The organism is Methylocapsa sp. S129 (assembly GCF_009765995.1).
Classification (GTDB): Bacteria; Pseudomonadota; Alphaproteobacteria; order Rhizobiales; family Beijerinckiaceae; genus Roseiarcus.
In genome coordinates, this window is the sequence record NZ_LMUI01000011.1 from 489421 (window position 1) to 512531 (window position 23111).

Consider the following 23111-nt stretch of genomic DNA (forward strand, 5'->3'; position numbering starts at 1 on the left):
CGCGCCCCTTCGGACCCGCCGAAAACTTAAAGCTTGCGGCGGCCTTCGTTGCGGAACAATCTATCCGACGATCGTCCCGCACAGATGGGCGATGGGAAACGTTCCATGTCGTCGTTAGCTCAATCCGATTTGCTGCCGGTCTCGCCCAGCGCCGCTTCGAGTTCGGGGGGCGTGCTGGCGTCTCTGCGCGGCGTCGAAAAAATCTTTGGCAACAGCATCACTGCGCTTGCAGGCCTCGATCTCGATGTGCGCGAAGGCGAATTCCTGTCGCTGCTCGGACCGTCGGGCTGCGGCAAATCGACGGTGCTTCGCCTTTTGTCCGGCCTGTCGCAGCCGACCCGCGGCACTGTCGATTGGAGCAACGGGCGTCCGGAACTTGGTTTTGTGTTTCAGGATCCGACGCTGATGCCGTGGAGCACGGTGTTCTCCAATGTCTGGCTGCCTTTGCGCTTTCGCGGCGTTTCGCGCACGCAGGCACAGGCGCGGATCGATGAAGCGCTTGATCGCGTCGGCCTGACGGGATTTGCCAACGCCTATCCGCGCGAACTTTCAGGCGGCATGAAAATGCGCGTCTCGATCGCGCGCGCACTGGTGACGCGCCCGGCGCTGCTGCTGATGGACGAACCGTTCGCCGCGCTCGATGAAATCACGCGCACCAAATTGAACGACGATCTCGTCGCCCTCAAATGCGCGCTCGGGGCGACGGTCGTTTTCGTGACCCATTCGGTTTACGAAAGCGTCGCTCTGTCGACGCGCATCATCGTCATGGCGCCGCGGCCGGGGCGGGTGGTCGCCGAGATTCTTGTCGATGCGCCCTTGCCGCGCAACGAGGAATTCCGCCTGGGCAAATTCTACGCCGATCGATGCCGGGAAACGTCCCAGGCCTTGCATGGCGCGATGGAATCAAAGCCCCTTGCCTCGGCCCAGAAGGTTTAAGGGCGCCATGCGGTTGAAAAAACAAAAAATTATTGAATTGGCTTTTCCGACATTGGCCCTCGTGCTGGCGCTCCTCGCTTGGGAGTTTGTCGTCTGGTTCGAGGCCATCCCCCCCTTCATATTGCCGGCGCCGAGCCTGATCCTCGAAACGCTCGTCACCGACTGGGGGACGCTCTACGGTTCGTTGCTGGTGACGTTGCGGATCACCTTCGAGGCGCTGGTGGTGGCGGTTCTGGGCGGCGTCGCCCTTGCTATGCTGTTTGCGCAATCGCGAATCATCGAGCGCGCCTTTTTCCCCTTTGCGGTCATTATGCAGGTGACGCCGGTCATCGCGATCGCGCCCTTGCTGCTGATCTATCTCAGCGCCAATACGGCGGTTCTCGTCTGCGCGTTTCTCGTCGCTTTTTTTCCGATCCTTTCGAACACCGCGCTTGGCCTGGCCTCGGCCGATCACAATTTGCTCGATCTGTTCCAGCTTTACGGCGCATCGCGCGCGCAGCAGCTCGCCTGGCTGCGCGTGCCATCCGCTTTGCCATATTTTCTGGGCGGCTTGCGGATCGGCGGCGGCCTCGCTTTGATCGGTGCGATCGTCGCAGAGATCGCGGCCGGCTCCGCGGGGTCGGGGGCGGGCCTCGCCTATCGCATCGTCGAATCCGGTTTTCGTCTCAAGATCCCGCGCATGTTCGCGGCGCTCTTGTTGATCTCCCTGACCGGCATTCTGATCTATCTCGTGCTCACGGCCGTCTCGTATCTGTTGCTGCGCCGCTGGCACGATAGCGCCCGCGGTCGCGAGGCGTGAAATGAACGGGTTTTATTCGCTCGCCCGCGCGTCGCGCTATGCGCTGCTGCACGCCAGGATTCCGCGTTCCCTGCTGGCGATCGCGCCCGGTCCCATCGATCGCGAAGGCTTCGCGCTGGTCGACGTGTTGATCGACGCCGGGCGCATCGGCGCGATCGCGTCGGCGGGCGCCGGCTTTGTGGGCGCGGAATTTCCGACCCTGGCGCTCGGCGGCGCGATCGTGCTGCCGCTCTTCGTCGATGCGCATACCCATCTCGACAAGGGGCATATCTGGCCGCGCGCCGCCAATCCGGACGGAACGTTCGGCGGCGCCCTTGAGACGGTCTTGGCGGACAGATCGGCGCATTGGAGCGCCGGGGATGTCGCGGCGCGGATGGAATTTGGCCTGCGCTGCGCCTATGCGCATGGAACGCGCGCGATCCGCACGCATATCGACAGCATCGGGCCGCAGATTGCGATCTCTTGGCCCGTATTCGCAGAAGCGCGCGAGCGCTGGCGCGGCCGCATCGATCTGCAGGGATCGCCGCTGTTTCTGATCGAGCATGCGTTTGATGAAGCCCATATGCATGCCATTGAGGCGATGGTCGATGCGCATGGCTCGCGTCTGCTCGGCGCGGTGACGATCATGATCCCGCGCTTGCGCGAAGCGCTCGACATTCTTTTCCGCCTTGCGGCGCGCAAGGGCTTCGATCTCGATTTCCATGTCGACGAGACCGCCGATCCCGCCGCCATTTCGCTTGGCGTGATCGCGCAGGCCGCGCTCGATCATCGCTTTGCCGGGCGCATTCTCGTCGGCCATTGCTGTTCGCTCAGCCGCCAGGACGAAGAGCATGTTAAACGCACGATCGATCTTGTCGCGCGCGCCGGTCTTTCCGTCGTCTCGCTGCCGATGTGCAATCTTTACCTGCAGGACCGGCGTGGCGCCGGCACGCCGCGCTGGCGCGGCGTCACCGCCTTGCACGAATTGAAGGCGGCGGGCGTCAACGCGATGATCGCCAGCGACAATACGCGCGATCCCTTCTACGCCTATGGCGATCTCGACATGATGGAAGTGTGGCGCGAGGGCGCGCGCATTCTTCATCTCGATCATCCCGCCGAGCCCTGGGCGCCCGCGCTCTTCACCGCGCCCGCGCGCGCTTTGGGCCTTGACGCCGGCGCGCTCGAGGTCGGCAAGCCCGCCGACATGATCCTGACGCGCGCGCGCTCGTTTACGGAATTGTTCGCGCGCCCGCAGAGCGATCGAACCGTGCTTCGCGCCGGTGCGCCGCTCAACGCTGCGCTTCCCGATTATGCCGGGCTTGATCGTCTCGAGGGGCTCCGTCCATGACCTATGACATTGCCGCGTTTCGCAAGGCCATCGGGCCGATCCCCTGTGAAGACAATCCGATTCTGGTGCGCCAGAAAAGCCGCGACTTCTATTGGTATTCGCCCATTCTCAAGCGCGAGCTCGACGCCGTCACCGCCGACCTGATCGTCACGCCCCGGAGCGAAGCCGAAGTCGTCGCCATCCTCGCCGCCGCATTTTCCTTGCAAATTCCCGTCACCCCGCGCGGAACCGGCACCGGCAATTATGGCCAGGCGATGCCGCTGGCGGGGGGAATCGTGCTCAATCTGGCGGCGATGGACAAGGTCAGGGCGATTGCGCCCGGGCGGCTCGTCAGCGAGCCCGGCGCCATCCTCGCCGACATCGACAAGCAAACGCGGCCAGGCGGACAAGAGCTGCGCATGCACCCTTCGACCTATGCGACCGCCTCGATCGGCGGTTTTGTCGCGGGCGGCTCGGGCGGCGTCGGGTCGATCAACTGGGGCGGATTGCGCGATTTCGGCAATATCTTGCGCTTGCGCGTCCTGACGATGGAAGCCTCGCCCCGCGTCCTCGAACTGACGGGCGAGGATCTGCACAAGGCGGCGCACGCCTATGGCACCAATGGCATCATCACCGAGGTCGAAATGCCACTCGCCGCGGCCTATGATTGGGTCGATGTGATCGTCGGCTTTGAGACGTTCGAAGCGGCGAGCGCCTACGCCAACGCTTTGGGCGAAGAGGACGGCCTGCTCACCAAACTCATCACCGTGATCGCAAGCCCCGTGCCGCAGGACTATTTTCTGCGTCATCGTCCTCTCGTGGCGCCGGGTCAGAGCCTCGTGCTGATCATGGCGGCCGAACATTCGCTCGATGCGCTGCGCGCCTTCACGCGCCGCTACAAGGGCGCGGACGTCGTCTTCGACGCTTCGCTCGCCTCGCCCGAAGCGCGCAAGGGCCTGCCGCCCAATTACGAACTGGCCTGGAACCACACCACGTTGCGCGGCCTGCGCGTCGATCCGGCCATCACCTATCTGCAGGCGCTCTATCCCTTCCCCACCCAACTGGCGACAGTCAAAGCTATTCACGATCATTTCGGCGACGAGGTGATGGGCCATCTCGAATTCGTCCGCTTCAACGGCAAGATCACCTGTTTCGGATTGCCGCTGGTGCGGTTCACCACGCCCGAGCGGCTCAACGAAATCATCCGGATTCACGAAGCGATGGGCGCACCGATCTTCAATCCGCATCGCTACACGCTGGAGGAGGGCGGCATGAAGCAGACCGATTCGGTGCAACTCGCCTTCAAGAAAGAGGCCGATCCGCTCGGCCTGCTCAATCCGGGCAAGATGATCGCCTGGGCGGACCCCGATTTCGACTATCGCGCGGGAGGCAATTTCCTTTTCCCGGGTCTTGAGGAGCGCGCGCGCGCAGCGGAGGCTTGAGGCGATGCGCGTTCTGGTTCTCTACGCCAATCCGGTCGAGACGAGTTTTGGCGCCGCCTTGCATCGCCAGGCTGTCGACGCGCTGCGCTCGCGCGGCCATGACGTCGACGATTGCGACCTCTACGCGGAGGGATTCGATCCCCTGACCAGCCGGCAGGATCGCATCGACTATCACGATCCGGCCCTGAATCGCGCAAGCGTCGCGCCTTATGTCGATCGTCTGCTCGCCGCTCAGGCCCTCGTCCTGGTCTTTCCCGTCTGGAACTATGGTTTTCCTGCGATTTTGAAGGGCTTTATCGACAAAGTGTTTCTGCCTGGCGTCAGCTTTGATTTGACGCCGGACGGCGACTACAAGCCGAAGCTCAGCGGCGTGAAAAAGCTCGCCGCCGTCTGCACCTATGGCGGCAACCGCTGGCGCACGATGCTGATGGGCGATCCGCCGCGCAAAGTCGTCAAACGCTCGCTGCGCTCCCTGTTCGGCCTGGGCGCGACCTGCGAATATTTCGCCCATTACGACATGAACAATACGACCCCCGCGCGCCGCGCGCGCTTTCTGGGCGAGGTGAAGCGCGCCTTCGAAGCGTGGTGAAACGGCTCATCCCGCACGCTGTCTCAGGGGGAAGCTACGCGCGATGCTTTCGCGGCGCGCGCCCGGCGTCCGGGACCCACCAAATCCGAGCGCCTTGTGCGCGCATCCGCGTCATGCTAATCGCCGCGCCGACCCATCGCCTCATGGCGAAGCGAAGCGCCGGAGAGGTGGCAGAGTGGTCGAATGCACCGCACTCGAAATGCGGCATACGGGCAACCGTATCGGGGGTTCAAATCCCTCCCTCTCCGCCACTATCGTTCTAAGTCTTTGAACGAGAAACGATAATCCAGATACGAAACTTGCCGGCCTCCGGTCCTGGCACAGTCGCTTGGCCAGCACGGGGCGGCTTTGCCGCGATCCGTCTCCCGCATTGTCCGGCGTCGCTGAAAGCTCGGCTGATGCCACTGTCGTTTGGGGACAAGGGCGCGATTGAGGACACGCCATTCTCGCCGCCACGCTGTCGAGCGAATAGGGAAACACAGCGCCGCGCAAGTTTTCTCTCGTATCGATGCTCTGATTGAACAGAGGCCGCTGGGCAAGTGGCGGCGTCGACGGGGGCGGCATGAACCGGCAACAGCGACGGTCTGAGACAAAACAGAGTCGCGCCATCGCGTCGACTGCGGCGCTGGACAAGACTTCCGTTCTGTTCGAAACGGCTGTGGCGCGCCACCGCGCTGGCCAGTTTGTCGAGGCTGAAACTCTCTATCGCCAGGTTCTGGCTATAGAGCCCGGCCACGCAGAAAGCTGCCATTACCTCGGCGTGCTTGCGACGCAATTTGGCCGCAGCGACATAGCGGTCGCGATGATCGCGAACGCCATTGCGTTAAAAGGTCGTGAGCCGGCGTTTCACGACAGCCTGGGCGTCGCGCTTAACGCTCAACGCAGATTTGATGAGGCGGCGGCCTCCCATCGGCGGGCTTTGGCGATAAATCCGAACTTCGCGGCGGCGCGCTGCAATCTCGGCAACGTGCTGAAAGAGCAAGGCAAATCACGCGAAGCGGAGATAGCCTATCGAAGAGCGCTCGCGCTGGAGCCAGGTCTGGTCGCGGCTCACAACGGTCTGGGCTGCGCGTTGAAAGACCTTGGCCATCCGCAGGAAGCGGAGGTTTCCTTTCGCCGGGCGATCGCTTTGCAGCCCGATTACGTCAACGCTCACAGCAATCTTGGCGCCGCGCTTACGGACCAGGGGAAATTGGACGAAGCGGCCTCCTCATTCCGGACGGCGCTGCGCCTTCATCCCGGCAACGTCAACGCCCATTATAATCTTGGGGCCACGCTGAGGTTGCAGGGTAAGTCAGCCGAGGCGGCTACATCCTATGAGCAAGCCCTTCTCCTCAACCCGGATTTTCCTGAGGCGCACAGCAGCCTGCTGATGACCCAGAACTATGACGGTCGGGTTTCGAACGCCGAGCTTCTCGCGACGGCTCGACGATTTGGAGCGCGTTTCGAGGGGTGTGCGGCGGCGAGGGCTTTCACCAACGATCGATCGGTCAACCGGCGGCTGCGCATCGGCTATGTCTCGGGCGATTTCCGCAATCACCCCGTGGGGTTTCTGCTCGCCCGGGTGCTGGAGACCCATGATCGCGGCGCGGTAGAGGTCTTCTGCTACGCCAACCAGACGGAAGTTGACGATATGACCCGGCGCCTGCAAGCGGCGGCTGGTCATTGGCGCGATATTCTTCGCATGTCGGATTCCGATGCGGCGGCGCTGATCCAGGACGATCGCATCGACATCCTCGTCGATCTTTCCGGCCACACCGCCAACAACAGACTGCCGCTGTTCGCCCTCCGGCCCGCGCCCGTCCAGGTCTCGTGGCTCGGCTATTTCGGGACGACGGGTCTGGGCGCCATGGACTATTTGCTGATGGATGAAGCGGCCGTGCCGCACGGCGAAGAGCGTTGGTATACCGAGACCGTGGTGCGGCTGCCCCATGGACGCTTTTGTTACGCGCCGCCCGACTACGCGCCTCTTCCCGTCGACCCGCCTTCGCGCCGCCAAAGCTACGTCACGTTCGGCAGCTTCAACAATATGTCCAAGGTTGGCCCCGAAGTCGTCGGGCTATGGGCCGAAGTCTTGCGGGCGGCGCCGACATCGAAACTCATCCTAAAATGGAAGTCGCTGGACGATCAGAACGAGCGCCGCCGCGTCAGCGACGCCTTCATCGCGGCTGGCGTCGCCGCGGAGCGACTGGATCTTCGCGGCGCTTCACCCCATCCTGAGATGCTCGCGCAATATGGCGCAATCGACATTGCGCTCGATCCGTTTCCATTCGGGGGCGGCCTGACAAGCTGCGAGGCGCTGTGGATGGGCGTTCCCGTGGTGACTTTGCCGGGCGACCGGCCGGCCTCGCGCCAAACAATCGGGTTTCTCAACCTTCTCGGCCTCGGCGATTATGCGGCGCGATCGCTGGCCGAATATGTCGCCTGCGCGACCGCTCTCGCCGCCGATCCCAACCGATTGACGGAGATTCGGCGCGCATTGCGGTCCCGAATGGCGGCTTCGTCGCTCTGCAACGGCGCTCTCTTTACGCCGACCCTGGAGGCCGCGTTCCAGGACATGTGGAAGCAATGGTGTGGCCAAGAATTCCGTAACCCTTCTGAGGCTTCAGCGGCGGCTTGACGATTATTCGAGGTGCAATTTTATCTCCCGTATTGCCGCTCTGGAGGCGCTCGTTTGGACGATCCACTAGCCTGGATTTTGAGGTCCGACGATGAATGCGAAAAGGTTGATTTCCTGGTCGCCGATATCGAGAATTTGCGGTGCGGGATCGCTGATCTAAAACAAGTCATTGCGGAATTGAATGAGCTTCCGACGCCCAACCAGGCGCGGAAAGATTGACGCTGCGCCGGCAATTTCTGTCCGCCCGATAATGCTGAGGGGCCAGGTGGGTCTGTTGAACCGAGTCGCCCATTTCCGCGATGATCGCTGATATGAGAAAAAGGCCGGGAGGTTTCCCTCGCCGGCCCTAATGTCCTTCGACCTTATTGGTCCGGATTGATCAAATGGTCACTGTCGGAGCTACCGTCGCCGAATATTTGGTCAGGCTGCCCTGGCGCGTTGTAGCGATAGCGATGAGCGCGGGGCGCCTCGTCGATATAGGCCGCACGGCCTTCGATAGCGTAGCGGTTATAAGCCCATACGGGGTTGCTGGTCGGTGTAACTTCCGGAACCGAGCCGGGAACATACATTAACGTATAGGGCGACCATGTCGGAGTGTTTGGATTTGCGGCGTTTGCTGCGCCAGCCACGGCAAGAGAAACAAACAGGCCGGCGGTTCCGGCCAAGAGCACATTGCGCATTGATTACTCCATCGCTCGTCCGTCCAAATGGGAGGACGTGAAAGAAAAACATAGTGAGCGGACGAGGAAAAAAAACATCGGGCGGCCGCCCGCGTGGCCGTCCTCACGCGCAAGTGAAACATCGACTTTTTCTGACCATGATTGCGGCGATGATCTCAGTCGCGGGCGATCACGACGTTCCATTTTAATGCTGTGTTTGGTATTCCCAACGAGATGACGCATCGTCCGGGTGGACTCTTTCGCCGCTGATGGTCTGCCCCCGCAACACGATTTTTTGATCGGGGAATCGCCTCTTGGCTCTCGCAAATGCGCTGCGCGCCACGCGTGGGTCGACAGTCGTCGCCAGCGCTTCTCGCGGCAAACCCACGCCGTCCAGAGCTTCGATTTGAAAACTGACAATCGCTCCGGTGGCGGGAGGAGAGAGGAGCTTGTCGCAGTAAGCTCGGAGGGCGGCCACGGCGATATCGACGTCTTCCGGCGTCAGATTCGCGCCGCTGCCGCCGCGTGATGACGCGGTGAGCTTCTCCACAAGCTTACGAACGTCATCCTCTGCCCAAAGCATCCCCGGGTCCCCGAGCGATCACGCGCACCGAACGCATTTTGAGGGGCGAGCCAGCGCCGCCGCCGCGGCGCATGGCAAGGAACGGCTGAAGGAAAACGTCGGCGCACACAAAACCGGCCGGCGTTGACGCCGGCGGCCGTGTGATTCTGAGCGCTATAGCCCTATTATTGCGAGCTTGAATTCGTCTCCGCCTGGGCGCCTTGTTGCGGCGGCGGGGTATCGTTAGAGGCGTTCGTCTGAAACTGACAGGCAAACGCGGGCGCAATTGTCGCGGCGACGAGCCCGCAGCCCACCAAGAGTCCAAGTAGCTTCGATCGCATGATGCAAACCTCCGCTCTGTCGACCAGCCGCAAGATTAGCACCGGCAACGTGAAGGCTCCAATCAAATGGACTTGAAATGGGCTCACGGCGCCCGACCGGGTTAGCGTCTCAGTTTGAAAGATAGGGCGCTTGATGTTCACTCGCGCGGCCTCGTGGCGCCTCACCCCATCCTGAGATGTTTGCCCAATATGGCGAGATCGACATGCTTGAAAAAGAAACAAACCGCCGCCCGATCGAAGCGCGATCGTCGCGCTGGGTTTGTCGCTCCGCTGCGGGGGCGCTTCGTTCATTCCGGTCGAAGGGCGCGACCACGTCATAGGCGATGCTTTCGGCCCGCCGCCTTGTCTCATGGGGTCCGGCTATAAATGTCCTTCTCCAAAGGCTCGGCAAGTGGCGCAGCGCGCTTGTGTAGATTTGCGGCGAGTTCCCCATTTGTTGATTTGCACGCGACGGAGCTTCCTGCGATGCGGCGAATTATCTTGGCGGGATCGGGTGCGTTCACCGGACCCGGCGGCATAGGCGACAAGGCGGCTTCCCCGGTTTCTCATCGTGACCAACGAAGAGCTCGCCTTATCCCGCCAGCCTCGTGAGGACAGCGTGTGAGGTGGTTATGACAAGCAATCTTTTCAAATGTGGAGCGCTGTTGGTCGCGTTTATCGCGCCAAACACGGCGTGTTTGGCCGCTAATGGCATCGGAGGCTTTACCGGGACCTCCAACCCTGAGGTCGTCACGCCGCCGCTCATTGGTCCGACGCCAACCCCGTCCTATCTCTCGCCCCCCATCATACCGACCATCCAATATCCCGCATCAAGAATTGCTCCCGTTCCTATGAGCGCCCCGCCGGCTGTCACGCGCGTGAGGCCGCACGGTTAGCCTCGTCGCGCATGCCGCCGCCATAGAGGTCTGACCGTGATCGGCGGGAACTCCGTTCGCTCCTCCGCAACAGGACGAACCCAATGCGATGCGCGTCTCAACTAAGCGTGAATGGCGGAAACGTGAAGACGCCCCTGTGCACGGGGGACATAAAATATCGAGCTCCTCGTCGGCGCTGAAGGCAATGGGGCCTGAAATGACAAAGCGCTGCACGGCCCATGTCGACAGCGGACATATCCAAATGTCGGCGCGCTGAACAACATGAGTCAAGCATGTGGCGATGATGTTTGTGGGTGTTAGTTTGTGGGTTCATTCGTTTTGAAGCGCCATTGCGCTGCGCGCAACATCGCGCTCACGATGGTTCTTGCTGCGGCGTTGCTCGGCGCCGAAGCGCTGCATGCCGAAACGATCGGTGGGGCGCTGGTCAAGGCCTATTTCAAAAACCCCGACATCAATCAGCAACGCGCCGCCGTTCGCGCCACCGACGAAAATGTTCCAAAAGCCGCCGCCGCCTATCGACCGACCGTCAGTGGGGAAGCGGACGTGGGCATTGAGCAGGAGAATATTGTTCTGCCGGCGGCGGCGGGAGGCACAAGCTCGATTTATTCAACGCCGCGCGGCTACGGTTTGACCGTCAATCAAACCTTATGGAACGGCGATCGCACGTTCAACTCAGTGCGCCAGGCCGAGTCCGGCGTGATGGCGGCGCGCGAGACGCTGCGCAACACGGAGCAGAACGTCCTGTTGGACGGCGTCACCTTCTATATGAATGTCTTGCGCGACACGGCGATTCTCGATCTCGACCGCAACAACGTCGACGTGTTGCAAGAACAATTGCGCCAAACGAGAGATCGTTTCAGGGTGGGCGACATCACGCAGACCGATGTCGCCCAAGCGGAGGCGAGTCTGGCCGGCGCTCAGGCGACCGCCCTGGCCGCTCAATCGACATTGCAGACGTCGATCGCCAATTATCGGCAGACGATCGGCGATGAACCCAAGAATCTCGCGCCGGTCAAACCCTTGGACAAACCGTTGCCCAAGACCCTCACCGAAGCGATCGCCATTTCGCAGGTGGAGCATCCCGCCATTGTCGGCTCCCTGCACGGCGTCGATGCGGCGGCGCTCAATATCAAGGCTATCGAGGGGGGCCTCTATCCAACCGTCGGCCTGACTGGCCAAGTTTCCCAGCGATATGACTTGACGGGCTACGCAGCGCCCAACAGCTTTCTTACAGCCTCGGCGACCGGCCAGATCAATGTTCCCATTTACGACGGCGGCGCGACTTACGCTTCGACGCGCCAGGCCAAGGAACAACTCGGCCAACAGGAATTGCAGACCGATCTGCAACGCGACAAAGTGCGCGCCGCGGTCGTTTCCGCCTGGGGCGTGAACGAGAATTCGGTGAGCATCATCCGTTCGGCGAAAGCGCAAGTCGCCGCCGCCGAAATCGCGCTTGCGGGCATACGCCAGGAAGCCAGGGTCGGGCAACGCACGACATTCGATGTGCTCACCGCGCAGCAGACGCTTCTCAATGCGCGCGTTCAGCTTGTTTCGGCGCAACACGACCAGGTTGTCGCCTCTTACGCGGTCCTGTCGGCGATCGGTCGGTTGTCGACGGCCAATCTCGGACTCGCCGCCACTCAATATGACCCGAAGGTTCATTTCGACCAGATCAAGGACAAGTGGTTTGGCTTGCGCACGCCGGACGGGCGCTAAAGCGATGGCGCTCGGCTCCAATCGATCGTTAGACTGATCACAGTTCGGTTCCCAGCAGGACCGACCGTCTCTAGGATTCTGGGTGTTTGCGCCATCCGATGAAGCAAGAATTGCATATAAATTGAATGCTTTACCTCCTTAGCCGCGCCTGCTTTATCTCTTTGGCGGCGTGGGAAAGCTCAAACATCCCGTAAACGTGATCGCATCCAATCAAGGCGGCTGGGATCATGCCTGAAGAGGAAACAAACCGCCGCCCGATCGAAGCGCGATCGTCGGGCTGGGCGAAGGCGTCCGCGTCTTTCCTGGCGCGAACGCGGGTCACGCCCAATCAGGTGTCGGCGGCGAGCGTCGTCTTCGCCGCGATCGGAGCCGCGCTGCTTGCGTTCTATCCTAACGCCTGGGGCCTTATCGGCTGCGCGCTCGCCGTCCAGGCCCGGCTCGCCTGCAATCTTCTGGACGGCATGGTCGCCATCGAGGGAGGCAAGAAATCGCCGCTCGGGGCACTCTACAATGAATTTCCCGACCGCATCGCCGATTCTCTTTTCATCGTCGCGCTGGGCTATAGCGTCGGCTGGCCCGCATGGGGGTGGTTCGGGGCTCTGGCCGCGGCGCTGACCGCCTATATCCGCGTTTTTGGCGGTTCGCTCGGGCTGCCGCAGGATTTTCGCGGGCCGATGGCCAAACAGCACCGAATGGCCGCGCTCACGCTCGCCTGCCTCGCCGGCGCGCTCGAATATGGGATCAGCGGAACCCATTATGCGCTCAGCGCGGCCGTCGTCGTCATTGCGGCCGGCTCCGTCGCGACCTGCGTGACGCGCACCCTCGCCATCGCTACACAACTCCAGCGAAAATAACATGTGGCTGTCCTACATCCTGATCGGGTCGGTCCGCGCGCTTCTGGGCGCGACGCCGCGTTGGGTGGGCGCGCAGCCCGCGCAGACCCAGCGGATCTATTTCGCCAACCACACAAGCCATATCGACACGGTCGCGCTGTGGTCGGCGCTGCCGCCCGAATTGCGGGCAAAAACCCGCCCCGTCGCCGCGGCCGATTATTGGGGCGCCAGCGCGCTCAAGCGCTATATCGCCCTCAAGGGGCTGAACGCCGTGCTGATCGATCGCCACCGGACGGACCCGAACGCGGACCCCCTGCAGCCGCTCTATGGCGTGCTCGAGCGCGGCGATTCGATCATCATTTTTCCCGAGGGATCGCGCCAGGACCAGCTTCTTCCTGGACCGTTCAAATCGGGCCTCTATCATCTCGCCGAGCGCTTTCCCCAGGTCGAACTCATTCCCGTCTACCTCGAAAATCTGCATCGCAGCATGCCCAAAGGAACCTTCATTCCCATTCCGCTCATCTGCACCGTGCGCTTTGGCGCGTCGCTGCGACGCCTCGACCATGAAGACAAGTCCGCCTTTCTCGAACGTGCGCGCAACGCCGTCATAGGGCTCGCTCAATGAACCCCGAACACAAGCTCTACTGGCTCATCGGCGGCGTCGTCGCGCTGCTGATCGTCGCCTCGCTGATCGGGCGCGTCCTGCGTTTGCGCGTCAAGGACGAGAGCGGCGCCGCCGTCGTGGACAATCTGATTGCGCGCGTGCGCGCCTGGTGGTCGATGGTGGCGATCTTCGCCGCCGCGTTCCTGCTCGGCAAGAATGCGACGATCGCCATGTTCGCGCTCGTTTCGTTTTTCGCTTTGCGCGAATTCCTGACGCTGACGCCGACGAGAATCGGCGATCGCCGCGCGTTGTCGGCGGCGTTTTTCGCGATGATCCCCATTCAATATCTGCTGATCGCGACGAACTGGTACGGTTTGTTCACGATCTTCATCCCCGTTTACGGCTTCCTGCTGCTTCCCTCGGTTTCGGCGCTGACGCAGGATACGGAAAATTTCCTCGAGCGCACCGCCAAGATTCAATGGGGCGTGATGATCGCGATCTATTGCATCAGCCATTTGCCGGCGCTGTTGCTGCTCGATATCCCCGGCTATTCCGGGCAGAATCCGTTGCTGATGTTCTATCTCATCCTCGTCGTGCAGATGAGCGACGTGCTGCAATATGTCTTCGGCAAGCTGTTTGGCAAAACCAAGATCGCGCCTGTCGTCAGCCCGTCAAAGACCGTCGAAGGCTTTGTCGGCGGGGCGGCGAGCGCCACGCTGATCGGCGCGGCGATGTGGTGGATCACGCCCTTCACGCCGCTCCAATCGGCCGGCATGGCGTTGATCATCGTGCTGATGGGCTTTCTTGGCGGCCTCGTGCTCTCGGCGGTCAAGCGCAGCCTGGGCGCGAAGGACTGGGGCGCGATGATCAAAGGGCACGGCGGCGTGATGGACCGGATGGATTCGGTGAGCTTCGCGGCGCCGATCTTCTTTCACGCGACGCGATATTTTTTCACGTGAGCCAATAAGCGAATCCTGCGCTATCGGTTCGTCGTTCGAAGCTCATCGTCCGGGATCCTCGGCCTTAACGCCCGTGCAAGCGTCGATAGAGACGTAAGCCTCCGGTGACGGTCGCCTTATGGAGATTCGCGTAGGAACTAACCGCGCGATTGTGGCGCTGGGATAGTGCCCATCAAGGATCGTAGACGCTAGCCTCACCGAGTCAATCGACACGACCACGCCGCAAGAAGTCCTGATCTTTCCGCTCGCCGAGTTCGAGCGCGCCCTCATTCGAGAGCGGACGCGCGCGGGCCTCAAGTCGGCAAAGCTTATGGGCCGTACGGGCGGCAGACCGCCGAAGCTGACCGAGGACGATCTCGACATAGCGAGGACGTTGCTCGCCAATCCCGACATTACCGGTGCTGACGTGGCCGACCGGCTCGGCGTGTCGCCAGCGACCCTGTACCGATATTTGCCCGCCGCGCGGGCGGCGCATAGCCCGTCGTAATCCGTAATCCCCTGATTTATTTCGATGGCTTTGACGGGGCCGCAGCGAGTGCCGCCTTGGCTTCGGCGAGATTTTTGCTCGCTTCGGGATAATTCGCCCTAATCGCCAGCGCCGCTTGGTAGTCTTTAATCGCAAAGGCAAAGTCGCCGCGCTGCCTAAAATAATTGCCGCGCTCGACATATCCGCCGGCATATTTCGGATCGAGCAGAATCGCATCGTTGAGTTCCGCGATAGCGCCGGCGAAGTCGCCCTTTTCAAGGAGCGCGCTGCCGCGATGGCTATGGGCGGTCGCATCGTTCGGGTCACGCCTGATCGCCTCGTCAAGATCGACGATCGCACGATCGGGATCGTGGCGCCGGGCATAGGCAAATCCACGGCCGCTATATGCGGCTTGGTAGTGCGGAATGCGCCGGATCGTCTCGCTGAAGTCCGCGATGGCGCGGTCATAATCTCCCATGTCGTTGTAGGCCATCCCGCGATCGCTGTACTGGGACGACGCGCCGTCGGGAATCAGCCGGAGAACCTCGCTATAGTCGGCGACAGCTCGATCGGGATCGCCCTTATGGCGGTAGACGTCGCCGCGGTTGCCGTAGAAAATCACGGACTTCGGAACGAGCCGGATCGCTTCGTTTAAGTCGGCGATGGCCCGGTCGAAATCCCCCTTTTGGTCGTAGGCCATCGCGCGATTGTTGATGGCATCCGAGTCGCTGGGAACCGGTCGGATCGCTTCGTCGTAGTCGGCGATCGCCCGATCGAGGTCGCCCTTGCGCCGGTAGGATTCGCCACGGAGGTTATAGGCGGCGGCGTATTTTGGATCGAGCCGAATGGCCTGGTCATAGTCGGCGATAGCCCGGTCGAATTGCTTCATGAAGTCATATACCCTGCCACGATTCACGTAGGCGCTGGCATGGTTCGGATAGTCCCGGATCTCCTGGCTGTATTGGTCGATCCTGCCGTCGGGGCGTCGGGCGGTTGCATCTTCGAGAAGTTGATTGAAAACATAGGCCATCGCCACGATTGCGATCACCACGACTCCGGCGATGACGAGAAGCACTTTGCGGATGTCATGTCCTTCCGCTGGATAGGAACGTCATCTGACCCCGTTTGGTGAGACGATCGCCAAGGCGAGATTTGCGTTGCCGCGCCGTCAGTTCGCCCCGGGCAGAGGGGCCTTGTTAAGTTGATATACAGCCAATCGACGCCTGCGCGATATATGGCGAAACGCCCGACTGCTAGATCGCCGAACGTCAATTCCCAAGAAACATGTTTCTGCCGGCAATTGTTAGCGGTAGACGTTCAGCAAACGGGTGCCGGAATTTCGGCTTTCCACCCATCTCCTGTTCGCAATGTCCGCTGCTCGTCCTGACGGCGGGCGCTTCTTAAAACCCCGTCGATTTTGACTTCGCCCGTGCAAGCGCCGATAGAGACCGCGGCTTTCGCCGTCGAAACCACATCGCAACCATTGCAGCGCTGGCGCCGGTTGGGTCGCTTTGGCGCCGCGGTTCCCCCCGGCGCCAAAGCCGCCACGCACCGCCGTCACGGCTAACAGCGCGGCTCTTGGATAGCGTCAGTCGATAGCGACGACGTCGGCGTCAGTGGTGCCAATGATGCCAGTGATGCCAGTGGTGCCAGTGATGCCAGTGATGCCAGTGGTGCCAGTGATGCCAGTGGTGCCAGTGATGCCAATGGTGCCAATGATGCCAATGCGCTTCGGCGACCGTTGGCAGGAGGGCGACGCCGACAAGAATCGCCGCCGCATACAGAAGGGTCTTGATCATCGAAAAAAGCCCCCAACTTGCAGAAAGCCCCATGAGCGGAGCCCACCATCGAAAGTACCGGCGATTCGATGAACCCTGGATGAACTGCCTGCGCCCGCCCGGTCTCGCGTCGGATGGCGCGTGGTCGGAGAGCCATCGGTTGCAACCTTTTGGCCTGCTTTGTGTTTTAGCGATGATCGCAAGCGCGAGGGACCTTTTAGCCTATGACCTGGTCTCGCAGGCTTCCCAAGCCTATTTACCTCAACGACGGTCGCACGATCGCGACCTTGGCCCAGGCGCGCGACGCCATGCTCGCGCTTTCCCGGCTTGACCAGACCAACCCGCATTGGCGGCGCGCCGCTGAGCTGCTGATGGAGGCGGCCTATCGCAGCCGGCAGGATCCGATCGTCGACGCCGGCGCGGAATTGTCGCGGGCCTTGAAGGCTGATGGCTTGATGTGATCGCAGGTTGGCGGCGCGTCGACATTGGCTTTATCGGCCTCGCGGCTTGAGCCCCTTGGTCACGAATTTGCGATCAACGCGTCCTGCGGCCGCTCCGTCGCCCGGATGGGCCCACGATAGACCGTAAGCTCACCTCGTCGGGCGTGGTCGCCCGTCGCGCAGTCAACCCGCGACGCGGTCGAGTGCCTGTCGCGCTAATCAGGAGGAATATCATGTCATTGCGAAGCCTTGCGAACTACTCAATCGCCGCCCTCGGCGGCGCCACGATGCTTGCACTCTCTTTGAGCCCCGCGTCGGCCTTCACGCTTTCGGGTCCTTCCCTGGAACAGCCCGTCGTTTCCGCGCAGATCGACAAGGTCTGGTGGCACCATGGTTGGGGCGGCGGTTGGGGTTGGCATCATCATGGGTGGGGTTGGGGCGGCGGCTACGGGGACGGACCCCATTGCTGGCGCGGCTATTGGGGCCACCTCCACTGCAATTATTGAAGGTGGGATCGCGGCCGCGTCAGGCGGTCCGACCACAGGGTTCAATCAACCAATGGCCGCCGGCGTAATCTCCGGCGGCCGTATTCTTTCTGCTGACGGGGCTTCGCAGCCTGGGCTTCGGCAAATCTTAATGGTCGATTCTGCAATATAAATAGCACAGATGCGGCTTTGATATTGCGTTTACGCAAAGATAGGGAGATGGCGGCTGAGGCAATGTCGCCTATCTGAGATCGCGCGGGCAGAAGTGACCCGCCGGAGGGCAGACAATGCGTCAGAACGGCATCCATCACGTCACCGCCATTGCGGGGCCGGCGCGTCGCAATGTGGATTTCTACACGCGCATCCTTGGGCTTCGCCTCATCAAGAAGACCGTCAATTTCGACGACCCCGAGACCTATCATCTCTATTACGGCGACGAGGCGGGGCAGCCAGGGACGGTTCTGACTTTCTTTCCATGGGCGCAGGCGACGCCCGGCCGGCTTGGCGTCGGCGAGGCGCAAGAGACGGTCTTTCGCGTGCCCGAAGGCGCGATCGGCTATTGGACGCATCGTTTTGTCGAAAAGGGCGTGTCCCATCAGGCGCTGGCGAAACGCTTCGGCGAGACCGTCCTTGCGTTCAAGGACAGTGATGGCATGAGGCTCGCGCTTGTGGCGACGCCGGGTGGCGGGAGCGAGCCGGCCTGGAGCCATGGGGATATCCCGCTCGACGCCGCGATCCGGGGTTTCCATAGCGTCAGCCTGCTGCTGGAGGACGCCGCGCCCACGGGCGCCATCCTCAGCGATGTGCTCGGCTTTGTGGAAATTGCACGCGAGGGCGGGTTGATCCGCTACAAAGCAGGCGAAACGGCGATCGGCGGCATTGTCGACTTGCGCGCGGCGGGCGGCTTTTTGCCGGGTCGACAGGGCGCGGGTTCGGTCCATCATATCGCGTTCCGCGCGCCCGACGATGCGGCGCAGGCCGCGATGGTCTGCAAGCTCGCCGAAAATCATCGGATCCGGACGACGGAACAGAAGGACCGCAATTATTTTCGCTCCGTCTATTTCCGCGAACCTGGCCATGTTCTGTTCGAGATCGCGACCGACATTCCCGGCTTTGCCGCTGATGAGCCGCTGGCCACGCTCGGCCAGGATCTGAAGCTGCCGCAATTCCTCGAGCCGCGCCGAAAGGATATCGAGGCGGTGCTTCCAGCGCTCGCCTGAACAGGGCAATGGCCTTCTGCGCCGATGGACGCCTCCATCGGCGCCGCTCGTCATTCATCCCATCCTACGCGAAAGGTCCGCTATGACCCAGACCCCGCCGCTTTCCTTCGTGCATCGCTTCGAGCCGGGGTCGGATCCAACGAGGCCGCCCATTCTTCTCCTGCATGGGACCGGCGGCGACGAGAATGATCTGCTGCCGCTCGGCCGCCTGATCGCGCCAGGCTCGGCCTTGCTGTCGCCGCGCGGCCAGGTTCTTGAGCGCGGCATGCCGCGCTTTTTCCGTAGGCTGTCGGAGGGCGTTTTCGATGAGGACGACATTCGCCGGCGCGCCGGCGAACTGGCCGATTTCATCGTCGAGGCGCGCAAAGCCTATCGCTTGGCCGCGCCAATCGCGGTCGGCTTCTCGAACGGCGCCAATATCGCCGCCGCTGTGCTTCTGCTTCGCCCGGAGGCGCTTGACGGCGCTGTCCTGCTCCGCGCCATGGCGCCGTTCCGCGACCCGTCCAAAGTCGATCTGACCGGCAAACCCGTCTTGCTGATTTCGGGTGCGAGCGATCCGATAGCGCCGGCCGAGACCGTTGCGCGCCTTGTCGCGGCGCTGAGCGGCGCCGGCGCCGCCGTCAGGCGCGAGATATTGCCAAGCGGGCACCAATTGACCGAGATGGATGTGGCGCTCGCCAAAGACTGGCTCGCGCGGCTCTGACGCGCGGCGAAACCGCTAGGCGTAGCGCGGCGGAACCTCCGCCGCCCGGCGGCGTTAAAGACTGTTTCCCTTTCGCTGTGTGAGGAGCGTCAATGAGCGGAATTGATGACAAGGATCGGTTGATTTTCGCGCTTTGCGCGCTCCTGCGCGCCGAACGCGAGACGCGCGCGGCGTTCGAGACGGCGCTCGCCAATGGCGGCGTTTCGGTCGACGCTCTGCGCGCCATCCTGTCCGACCCCGTCGCCGTTGTCGCCAAGGACGATCTGCGTCACGCGGAAGAGCTGGTTGGCAGCGTCCGGCGCGCCGCCGGCCGCGAGGCGGCGTGATGGCGCCGCGTCCGGTCTGGAAAGGCTATTTGCGGCTGTCGCTCGTCTCCTGCGCGGTCGAGCTTTCGAACGCCACCGACCATAGCGAGAAAGTGTCGTTCCGCACGCTCAACCGCAAGACCGGTAACACGGTGCGCCGGCAATATGTCGATGGGGTCTCGGGTAAGCCGGTCGCCGACGCCGATGAGGTGAAGGGCTACGAGATCGGCAAGGACGAATATCTTCTCGTCGAGGATTCCGAGATCGACGCGGTCCAGATCGAATCCTCGCACATGCTGAATATCGAGAGCTTTGTCGATCGCGCTTCGATCGCGCAAATCTATTTCGATACGCCCTATTATCTCGCGCCCGCCGACAAGGTCTCGGAGGAGGCGTTCGCCGTCTTGCGCGAGGCGATGATCCGCAAGAAAATGGCGGGGATCGCGCGCATTGTCCTCTATCGCCGCGAGCGGCCTGTCATGATCGAGCCTTTCGACAAGGGCCTGTTGTTGACGACGCTGCGCTACGACGCCAATGTGAGAAAGCCGGGCGACGCCTTCGGCGACCTCGCCAAGGTCAAGATCGACGCCGAAATGATCGGTCTGGCCTCTCACATCATCGACCAGAAGAAAGCGAAGTTCGATCCGTCAAAATTCGAGGATCGTTATGAGAACGCCTTGCTGGACGTGATCCGCGCCAAGCAGGCGGGCAAGAAGCCGCCTAAAGCCCATTCGGTCGAGAAGCCGACCAATGTCGTCAATCTTTTCGACGCACTGAAAAAGAGCCTTGCCGCCGACGGCGGCAAGAAGCGAGCCGCGCCGGCAAGGCGCAAAGCCGCCACGCTGGCCGCGCGGCGTCCGGCGAAAACGCGAAAGTCTGCCTGAACAGGGGTGAGACGCTTGGCGGAACTCGATCTTTACCACGCGAAACGCGATTTCAGGACGACCAGCGAACCACGCGGCGCGAAGGCCCGCCATAAGCCGCCGGCGAAAGGCGGCGTGTTCGTCATCCAAAAACACGCCGCGCGGCGGCTCCACTATGACCTGCGCCTGGAGCATGATGGCGTGCTGTGGAGCTGGGCAGTCACCAGGGGGCCGAGCCTCGATCCCTCGCAAAAGCGGCTCGCCGTCCATGTCGAGGATCATCCGTTCGACTATCGCACTTTCGAGGGCGTTATTCCCAAAGGGCAATATGGCGGCGGCTCCGTCATCATCTGGGACGAAGGGCGATGGCTGCCGCAGGACGATCCCGCCGCCGCGATGAAAAAGGGCCACATTTCCTTTGAACTGGAGGGCCGCAAGCTCAGGGGTCTTTGGCATCTGGTCCGCCTCAAGCCGCGCGGCGGCGAGAAGCGCGACAATTGGCTTTTGATGAAGGCCGATGACGAAGCCGCGCGTCCCGACGAGGATATTCTCGAAACCGAGCCCAATTCCGTAAAGTCGGGTCTCAGCATCGAACAAATCGGCGCAGGCGAGAAGGCGCTCGCCGCGAGGGGCCGGAGCAAGGCGCCTGTGGCGCCAAAGCAAGCGAGCAAAGCGGCGAAGACGGCGCCGATGCCAGATTTCGTCGCTCCCTGTCTCGCCACGCTTGCCGCGCATGCGCCCGAGGGCAAGGAATGGCTGCATGAAGTGAAATTCGACGGCTATCGCATCGAGGCGCGCATCGAGGCGGGCAAGGTCAAGCTGTTTACGCGAACCGGGCTTGATTGGAGCGCGCGTTTCGGCGCGAACGTTCCCAAAGCTCTCGCCGATCTTGCATGCGACAATGCGCTGATCGATGGCGAAGTCGTCGTTCTCGCCGACAATGGCGTCTCGTCTTTTTCCGCGCTGCAGGCCGCGCTGTCGGAAGGGCGCACGGCCAATATGGTCTATTTCGCCTTTGATCTTCTTTACGTCGACGGCGAAGACCTGCGGCGCGAGCCGGCGCTGGCGCGCAAAGAGCGGCTAGAATCCCTGCTACATGCGGCGGGCGACAAGGGCGCGCTTCGCTACAGCGAGCATTTCGTCGCGCCTGGGGAGACGATGTTGCGGCAGGCCTGCCGCATGGGGTTGGAAGGCGTCGTCTCCAAACGCGCCGGCGCGCCTTATCATGGCGGCCGCAGCCAGGACTGGATCAAATCGAAATGCACCCAGCGGCAGGAGTTCCTGATCGCCGGCTATGTCGCGTCGAAGGCTGCCGGGCGCGCTCTCGCTTCGCTCGTGCTCGGCTATCACGATGGCAAGATTCTGAAGGCCGCCGGCCGGGTTGGGACCGGCTTCACCGAAAAATCCGCCGCCGATCTCATGCGCAAACTCAAGCCGCTCCGGACCAAGGCTTCCGCCTTCGAAGGCGTCGCCGGCAAGGAGAAGGGAATCGTCTGGGTTCGACCCGAGCTTGTCGCCGAAATCGAATTTCGCGCCTGGACGGCGGATGGAATCCTCAGGCATGCGTCGTTTCAGGGCCTGCGCGAGGATAAGCCCGCCGCGGAGGTCGTGGCGGAAAAACCCGCGAAGACGGATGCTCCGCGAAAGGCGAAACGCCGTGCCGACGCGCCCGCCGCTGCGAAGGCCGGGGAAAGCGAGACCGAGGTGAAGCTCACGCATCCCGACAAGGTTCTGTGGCCCGACGCGGGCGTCACCAAGGCGCAACTCCTCGCCTATTATCAGGCCGTATGGCCGCGGATGCGTCCGTACGTGATCGAGCGGCCCTTGAGTCTTGTGCGCGCGCCCAATGGCGTGAAGGGTCAGCGCTTCTTTCAAAAACACGCTTCGCCCGGCCTGCATAGCGCGATCGCCGTCGCGAAAGACGCGGCCGACGGGGAGGACCTGCTTTTCATCCGCGATTTCGACGGAATTGCCGCTCTCGTCCAGCTCGGCGTTGTCGAAATTCATATTTGGGGCTGCAAGATCGACGCTATCGAAACGCCCGACCAGATCGTTTTCGATCTCGATCCTGACGAAGGGCTGGCTCTCGAAAAAATCCGCGACGCCGCGGTCGCCATTCGCGACCGCCTCAAAGACCTCGGCCTCGAAAGTTTCCCCAAGACATCGGGCGGCAAGGGGTTCCATGTCGTCGCGCCGCTGCAGCCGAAGGCCGGCTGGGAAAGCGTCAAGAACTTCGCCCATGATTTCGCCAAGGCGATGGAGCAGCAGGCCCCGAAATCCTATACCGCGACTTTGGCGAAAGCCACGCGCAAGGGCCGCATTTTCATCGATTACCTACGCAACGGCCGCGGCGCGACCGCCGTCGCGCCCTATTCGGCGCGCGCCAACGCCGCCGCCGCGGTGTCGATGCCGATCTCATGGACGATGGTCGAGCAGGGGGCGGCGCCCGGAGACTTCGATGTCCTCAACGTCCTCTCGGGAAAGAAGGCGATGAAAGACGCCTGGGCGTCCTATGCAAGCGCCGCGGCTCCGCTGGGCTCGGCCGACTGATTGCCCAGTTTCGTTAAGCCGGAATGACGCCTTCCTAAATTTTATATTAGTTGATGCCGA

The 23111-nt window shown here is 62.2% G+C and carries 22 protein-coding genes, 1 tRNA gene and 1 pseudogene; 20 read left to right on the plus strand and 4 right to left on the minus strand.

Annotated features, from left to right (window positions below; all coding sequences use genetic code 11):
• Nucleotides 1–105 precede the first annotated feature (105 nt).
• From GSQ90_RS04745 to GSQ90_RS04775, 7 genes are all read left to right on the plus strand, one after another.
• Nucleotides 106–936, plus strand: coding sequence for an ABC transporter ATP-binding protein (locus tag GSQ90_RS04745; protein ID WP_158813644.1), 831 nt, complete (start codon nucleotides 106–108; stop codon nucleotides 934–936).
• Between the two features lie 7 nt (nucleotides 937–943).
• Nucleotides 944–1735 carry an ABC transporter permease subunit gene (locus tag GSQ90_RS04750; protein ID WP_158813645.1) on the plus strand — a complete coding sequence of 264 codons (792 nt, stop codon included), beginning with the start codon at nucleotides 944–946 and terminating at the stop codon, nucleotides 1733–1735.
• Between the two features lies 1 nt (nucleotide 1736).
• On the plus strand, nucleotides 1737–3062 hold the full coding sequence (locus GSQ90_RS04755) for a cytosine deaminase (RefSeq protein ID WP_158813646.1): 1326 nt from the start codon (nucleotides 1737–1739) through the stop codon (nucleotides 3060–3062).
• Complete coding sequence (locus GSQ90_RS04760; protein ID WP_158813647.1) at nucleotides 3059–4483, plus strand: FAD-binding oxidoreductase; 1425 nt, start codon at nucleotides 3059–3061, stop codon at nucleotides 4481–4483. The genes GSQ90_RS04755 and GSQ90_RS04760 overlap by 4 nt, the downstream gene beginning before the upstream one ends.
• A gap of 4 nt (nucleotides 4484–4487) precedes the next feature.
• Nucleotides 4488–5072, plus strand: coding sequence for an NAD(P)H-dependent oxidoreductase (locus GSQ90_RS04765; RefSeq protein WP_158813648.1), 585 nt, complete (start codon nucleotides 4488–4490; stop codon nucleotides 5070–5072).
• 161 nt (nucleotides 5073–5233) lie between these two features.
• Nucleotides 5234–5323: transfer RNA gene (locus GSQ90_RS04770), tRNA-Ser, on the plus strand.
• Nucleotides 5324–5634: 311 nt separating this feature from the next.
• Complete coding sequence (locus tag GSQ90_RS04775; RefSeq protein WP_158813649.1) at nucleotides 5635–7692, plus strand: glycosyltransferase family 41 protein; 2058 nt, start codon at nucleotides 5635–5637, stop codon at nucleotides 7690–7692.
• Between the two features lie 362 nt (nucleotides 7693–8054).
• Here GSQ90_RS04775 and GSQ90_RS04780 read toward each other — a convergent pair whose 3' ends face one another.
• Nucleotides 8055–8372 (minus strand): hypothetical protein, encoded by a 318-nt coding sequence (locus tag GSQ90_RS04780; RefSeq protein ID WP_158813650.1) that lies wholly within the window; start codon nucleotides 8370–8372, stop codon nucleotides 8055–8057.
• 184 nt (nucleotides 8373–8556) lie between these two features.
• Nucleotides 8557–8934: a hypothetical protein gene (locus tag GSQ90_RS04785; protein ID WP_158813651.1), complete on the minus strand. Its 378-nt coding sequence runs from the start codon at nucleotides 8932–8934 to the stop codon at nucleotides 8557–8559.
• Nucleotides 8935–10432: 1498 nt separating this feature from the next.
• Here GSQ90_RS04785 and GSQ90_RS04790 point away from each other — a divergent pair.
• From GSQ90_RS04790 to GSQ90_RS32285, 6 genes and pseudogenes are all read left to right on the plus strand, one after another.
• Nucleotides 10433–11845 (plus strand): TolC family outer membrane protein, encoded by a 1413-nt coding sequence (locus tag GSQ90_RS04790; protein WP_246731406.1) that lies wholly within the window; start codon nucleotides 10433–10435, stop codon nucleotides 11843–11845.
• Between the two features lie 227 nt (nucleotides 11846–12072).
• The gene (locus GSQ90_RS04795; protein ID WP_158813652.1) at nucleotides 12073–12699 is read left to right on the plus strand and encodes a CDP-alcohol phosphatidyltransferase family protein; all 627 of its coding nucleotides are present in this window, start codon (nucleotides 12073–12075) and stop codon (nucleotides 12697–12699) included.
• Nucleotide 12700: 1 nt separating this feature from the next.
• The gene (locus tag GSQ90_RS04800; protein WP_158813653.1) at nucleotides 12701–13303 is read left to right on the plus strand and encodes a 1-acyl-sn-glycerol-3-phosphate acyltransferase; all 603 of its coding nucleotides are present in this window, start codon (nucleotides 12701–12703) and stop codon (nucleotides 13301–13303) included.
• Nucleotides 13300–14241, plus strand: coding sequence for a phosphatidate cytidylyltransferase (locus GSQ90_RS04805; protein WP_158813654.1), 942 nt, complete (start codon nucleotides 13300–13302; stop codon nucleotides 14239–14241). The genes GSQ90_RS04800 and GSQ90_RS04805 overlap by 4 nt, the downstream gene beginning before the upstream one ends.
• A 178-nt stretch (nucleotides 14242–14419) precedes the next feature.
• A pseudogene (locus GSQ90_RS32660) lies at nucleotides 14420–14548 on the plus strand (recombinase family protein); the annotation flags it as partial.
• A 3-nt stretch (nucleotides 14549–14551) separates the two neighbouring features.
• The gene (locus GSQ90_RS32285; RefSeq protein WP_246731407.1) at nucleotides 14552–14728 is read left to right on the plus strand and encodes a helix-turn-helix domain-containing protein; all 177 of its coding nucleotides are present in this window, start codon (nucleotides 14552–14554) and stop codon (nucleotides 14726–14728) included.
• Between the two features lie 16 nt (nucleotides 14729–14744).
• Here GSQ90_RS32285 and GSQ90_RS04815 read toward each other — a convergent pair whose 3' ends face one another.
• Both GSQ90_RS04815 and GSQ90_RS04820 read right to left on the minus strand, forming a co-directional pair.
• Complete coding sequence (locus tag GSQ90_RS04815) at nucleotides 14745–15782, minus strand: tetratricopeptide repeat protein (RefSeq protein ID WP_158813655.1); 1038 nt, start codon at nucleotides 15780–15782, stop codon at nucleotides 14745–14747.
• Nucleotides 15783–16320: 538 nt separating this feature from the next.
• Nucleotides 16321–16539 carry a hypothetical protein gene (locus GSQ90_RS04820; protein WP_158813656.1) on the minus strand — a complete coding sequence of 73 codons (219 nt, stop codon included), beginning with the start codon at nucleotides 16537–16539 and terminating at the stop codon, nucleotides 16321–16323.
• A gap of 170 nt (nucleotides 16540–16709) precedes the next feature.
• Between GSQ90_RS04820 and GSQ90_RS04825 the strand changes: the two genes are divergently transcribed.
• The 7 genes from GSQ90_RS04825 to ligD all read left to right on the plus strand — a co-directional run bounded on the left by GSQ90_RS04825 (nucleotide 16710) and on the right by ligD (nucleotide 23051).
• Nucleotides 16710–16946, plus strand: a complete 237-nt coding sequence (locus tag GSQ90_RS04825) for a hypothetical protein (protein WP_158813657.1) — start codon at nucleotides 16710–16712, stop codon at nucleotides 16944–16946.
• A gap of 212 nt (nucleotides 16947–17158) precedes the next feature.
• Nucleotides 17159–17431, plus strand: a complete 273-nt coding sequence (locus GSQ90_RS04830; protein ID WP_158813658.1) for a hypothetical protein — start codon at nucleotides 17159–17161, stop codon at nucleotides 17429–17431.
• A gap of 266 nt (nucleotides 17432–17697) precedes the next feature.
• The gene (locus tag GSQ90_RS04835) at nucleotides 17698–18630 is read left to right on the plus strand and encodes a ring-cleaving dioxygenase (protein ID WP_158813659.1); all 933 of its coding nucleotides are present in this window, start codon (nucleotides 17698–17700) and stop codon (nucleotides 18628–18630) included.
• A gap of 82 nt (nucleotides 18631–18712) precedes the next feature.
• Nucleotides 18713–19333 (plus strand): alpha/beta hydrolase, encoded by a 621-nt coding sequence (locus tag GSQ90_RS04840; RefSeq protein ID WP_158813660.1) that lies wholly within the window; start codon nucleotides 18713–18715, stop codon nucleotides 19331–19333.
• 92 nt (nucleotides 19334–19425) lie between these two features.
• Nucleotides 19426–19659 (plus strand): hypothetical protein, encoded by a 234-nt coding sequence (locus GSQ90_RS04845; RefSeq protein WP_158813661.1) that lies wholly within the window; start codon nucleotides 19426–19428, stop codon nucleotides 19657–19659.
• The gene (locus GSQ90_RS04850; RefSeq protein WP_158813662.1) at nucleotides 19659–20522 is read left to right on the plus strand and encodes a Ku protein; all 864 of its coding nucleotides are present in this window, start codon (nucleotides 19659–19661) and stop codon (nucleotides 20520–20522) included. The genes GSQ90_RS04845 and GSQ90_RS04850 overlap by 1 nt, the downstream gene beginning before the upstream one ends.
• Before the next feature lie 15 nt (nucleotides 20523–20537).
• Complete coding sequence (gene ligD, locus GSQ90_RS04855) at nucleotides 20538–23051, plus strand: DNA ligase D (RefSeq protein WP_158813663.1); 2514 nt, start codon at nucleotides 20538–20540, stop codon at nucleotides 23049–23051.
• The last annotated feature ends 60 nt before the right edge of the window (nucleotides 23052–23111 follow it).

Excerpts from the sequence above, each read along its gene's own strand:
- GSQ90_RS04805 (WP_158813654.1), top strand. The coding sequence starts at position 13,300 with ATGAACCCCGAACACAAGCTCTACTGGCTCATCGGCGGCGTCGTCGCG.
- GSQ90_RS04795 (WP_158813652.1), top strand. The coding sequence starts at position 12,073 with ATGCCTGAAGAGGAAACAAACCGCCGCCCGATCGAAGCGCGATCGTCG.
- GSQ90_RS04800 (WP_158813653.1), top strand. The coding sequence starts at position 12,701 with ATGTGGCTGTCCTACATCCTGATCGGGTCGGTCCGCGCGCTTCTGGGC.
- GSQ90_RS04830 (WP_158813658.1), top strand. The coding sequence starts at position 17,159 with ATGTCATTGCGAAGCCTTGCGAACTACTCAATCGCCGCCCTCGGCGGC.
- GSQ90_RS04750 (WP_158813645.1), top strand. The coding sequence starts at position 944 with ATGCGGTTGAAAAAACAAAAAATTATTGAATTGGCTTTTCCGACATTG.
- GSQ90_RS04760 (WP_158813647.1), top strand. The coding sequence starts at position 3,059 with ATGACCTATGACATTGCCGCGTTTCGCAAGGCCATCGGGCCGATCCCC.
- GSQ90_RS04840 (WP_158813660.1), top strand. The coding sequence starts at position 18,713 with ATGACCCAGACCCCGCCGCTTTCCTTCGTGCATCGCTTCGAGCCGGGG.
- GSQ90_RS04785 (WP_158813651.1), bottom strand. The coding sequence starts at position 8,934 with ATGCTTTGGGCAGAGGATGACGTTCGTAAGCTTGTGGAGAAGCTCACC.
- GSQ90_RS04775 (WP_158813649.1), top strand. The coding sequence starts at position 5,635 with ATGAACCGGCAACAGCGACGGTCTGAGACAAAACAGAGTCGCGCCATC.
- GSQ90_RS04835 (WP_158813659.1), top strand. The coding sequence starts at position 17,698 with ATGCGTCAGAACGGCATCCATCACGTCACCGCCATTGCGGGGCCGGCG.
- GSQ90_RS32285 (WP_246731407.1), top strand. The coding sequence starts at position 14,552 with ATGGGCCGTACGGGCGGCAGACCGCCGAAGCTGACCGAGGACGATCTC.
- GSQ90_RS04755 (WP_158813646.1), top strand. The coding sequence starts at position 1,737 with ATGAACGGGTTTTATTCGCTCGCCCGCGCGTCGCGCTATGCGCTGCTG.
- GSQ90_RS04780 (WP_158813650.1), bottom strand. The coding sequence starts at position 8,372 with ATGCGCAATGTGCTCTTGGCCGGAACCGCCGGCCTGTTTGTTTCTCTT.
- GSQ90_RS04850 (WP_158813662.1), top strand. The coding sequence starts at position 19,659 with ATGGCGCCGCGTCCGGTCTGGAAAGGCTATTTGCGGCTGTCGCTCGTC.
- GSQ90_RS04820 (WP_158813656.1), bottom strand. The coding sequence starts at position 16,539 with ATGGGGCTTTCTGCAAGTTGGGGGCTTTTTTCGATGATCAAGACCCTT.
- GSQ90_RS04765 (WP_158813648.1), top strand. The coding sequence starts at position 4,488 with ATGCGCGTTCTGGTTCTCTACGCCAATCCGGTCGAGACGAGTTTTGGC.
- GSQ90_RS04745 (WP_158813644.1), top strand. The coding sequence starts at position 106 with ATGTCGTCGTTAGCTCAATCCGATTTGCTGCCGGTCTCGCCCAGCGCC.
- GSQ90_RS04825 (WP_158813657.1), top strand. The coding sequence starts at position 16,710 with ATGACCTGGTCTCGCAGGCTTCCCAAGCCTATTTACCTCAACGACGGT.
- GSQ90_RS04845 (WP_158813661.1), top strand. The coding sequence starts at position 19,426 with ATGAGCGGAATTGATGACAAGGATCGGTTGATTTTCGCGCTTTGCGCG.